The sequence below is a fragment of the Mesorhizobium dulcispinae genome, assembly GCF_033977345.1.
GTDB classification, from domain to species: Bacteria; Pseudomonadota; Alphaproteobacteria; order Rhizobiales; family Rhizobiaceae; genus Mesorhizobium; species Mesorhizobium dulcispinae.
In genome coordinates this window covers 1-1,166 of the sequence record NZ_JAVIIY010000062.1, presented here as the reverse complement: position 1 = coordinate 1,166, position 1,166 = coordinate 1, and the positions used below count along the sequence as shown (strand labels likewise).

At 59.3% G+C, this 1,166-nt stretch carries 1 protein-coding gene; it reads right to left on the bottom strand.

Translation table 11 applies throughout. From position 1 onward, the window contains the following. Positions 1 to 1,098 carry an IS630 family transposase gene (locus tag RFN30_RS32240; RefSeq protein ID WP_320265974.1) on the bottom strand — a complete coding sequence of 366 codons (1,098 nt, stop codon included), beginning with the start codon at positions 1,096 to 1,098 and terminating at the stop codon, positions 1 to 3. Positions 1,099 to 1,166 lie beyond the last annotated feature (68 nt).

Below are 1,166 nucleotides of genomic sequence, written 5' to 3'. Positions count from 1 at the left end.
CTAGTCACCTGAATCTGAAGTTCGGTTCATTGTCTTCTGGCAGAAACGCTTGACCGATGCGAGGATCTGGTCGGCGGATTTGACCCACTTGTATGGGGTGGGGTTTTCGTTGTGGGTTTCGATGAATGCGTCGATGTCGGCCTCCAGTTCTGCGGTGGAACGGTGTACGCCGCGCTGCAACTGCTTTCGCGTCAGCTCGGCGAACCACCGCTCGACCTGATTGATCCAGGATGCCGACGTTGGCGTGAAGTGAACATGCCAGTGTGGGCGGCGCGCGAGCCAGGCCTTGATCCTCGGCGTCTTGTGGGTCGCATAGTTGTCCATCACCAGATGCACGTCCGGCCCATCGGGCATTTCGGCGTCGATCCGCTTCAGGAAATCGAGGAATTCGGTGGCCCGGTGACGCTTGTAGCACTGACCGATCACCGCCCCGGTGGCAACATCTAGCGCGGCAAACAGCGATGTCGTGCCGTTGCGGACATAGGTATGGGTGCGCCGTTCGGCGACGCCCGGCGCCATGGGCAGCACAGGCTGCTCGCGATCCAAGGCCTGGATTTGCGACTTCTCATCCACGCAAAGCACGACCGCCCGGTCCGGAGGCGACATGTAAAGGCCGACGATGTCCTGCACCTTGTCGACAAAGAGCGGATCAGAGGAAAGCTTGAATGTCTCGGCACGATGCGGCTGCAGGCCAAACGCGGTCCAGATCCGACGGATGGTGGTATGCGAAAGGCCGCTGTCGGCTGCCATCGAACGGATGGACCAGTGCGTGGCATCCTTAGGGGTGGTGTTCAACGTACGCTCGACGACCTGGGCAACCTGGGTATCGGAGACAGTTCGCGGTCGACCCGCACGATATTCATCTGTCAGCCCTTCAATACCATCCTGTACGAACCGGCGGCGCCACTTGCCAACCGTGTGCTCGTGAACACCCAGGCGTCCGGCAACGTCCTTGCTTTGCAAACCCTGCGCGCACAAAAGGATCATCCGGCATCGATCCGACAAGGAGCGTGGCGCTTTATGCCGGCGCACCTGAGATTCGAGAAAACTTCTATCCGCGTCGCTCAGAACGACGACGTCCGCCTGCCTGCCAACCATCGATCAAACTCCTGCTCTTGTGACAGAAGCCGAACAAAATGAAGCTTACTTTGGTTCCAGGTGACTAG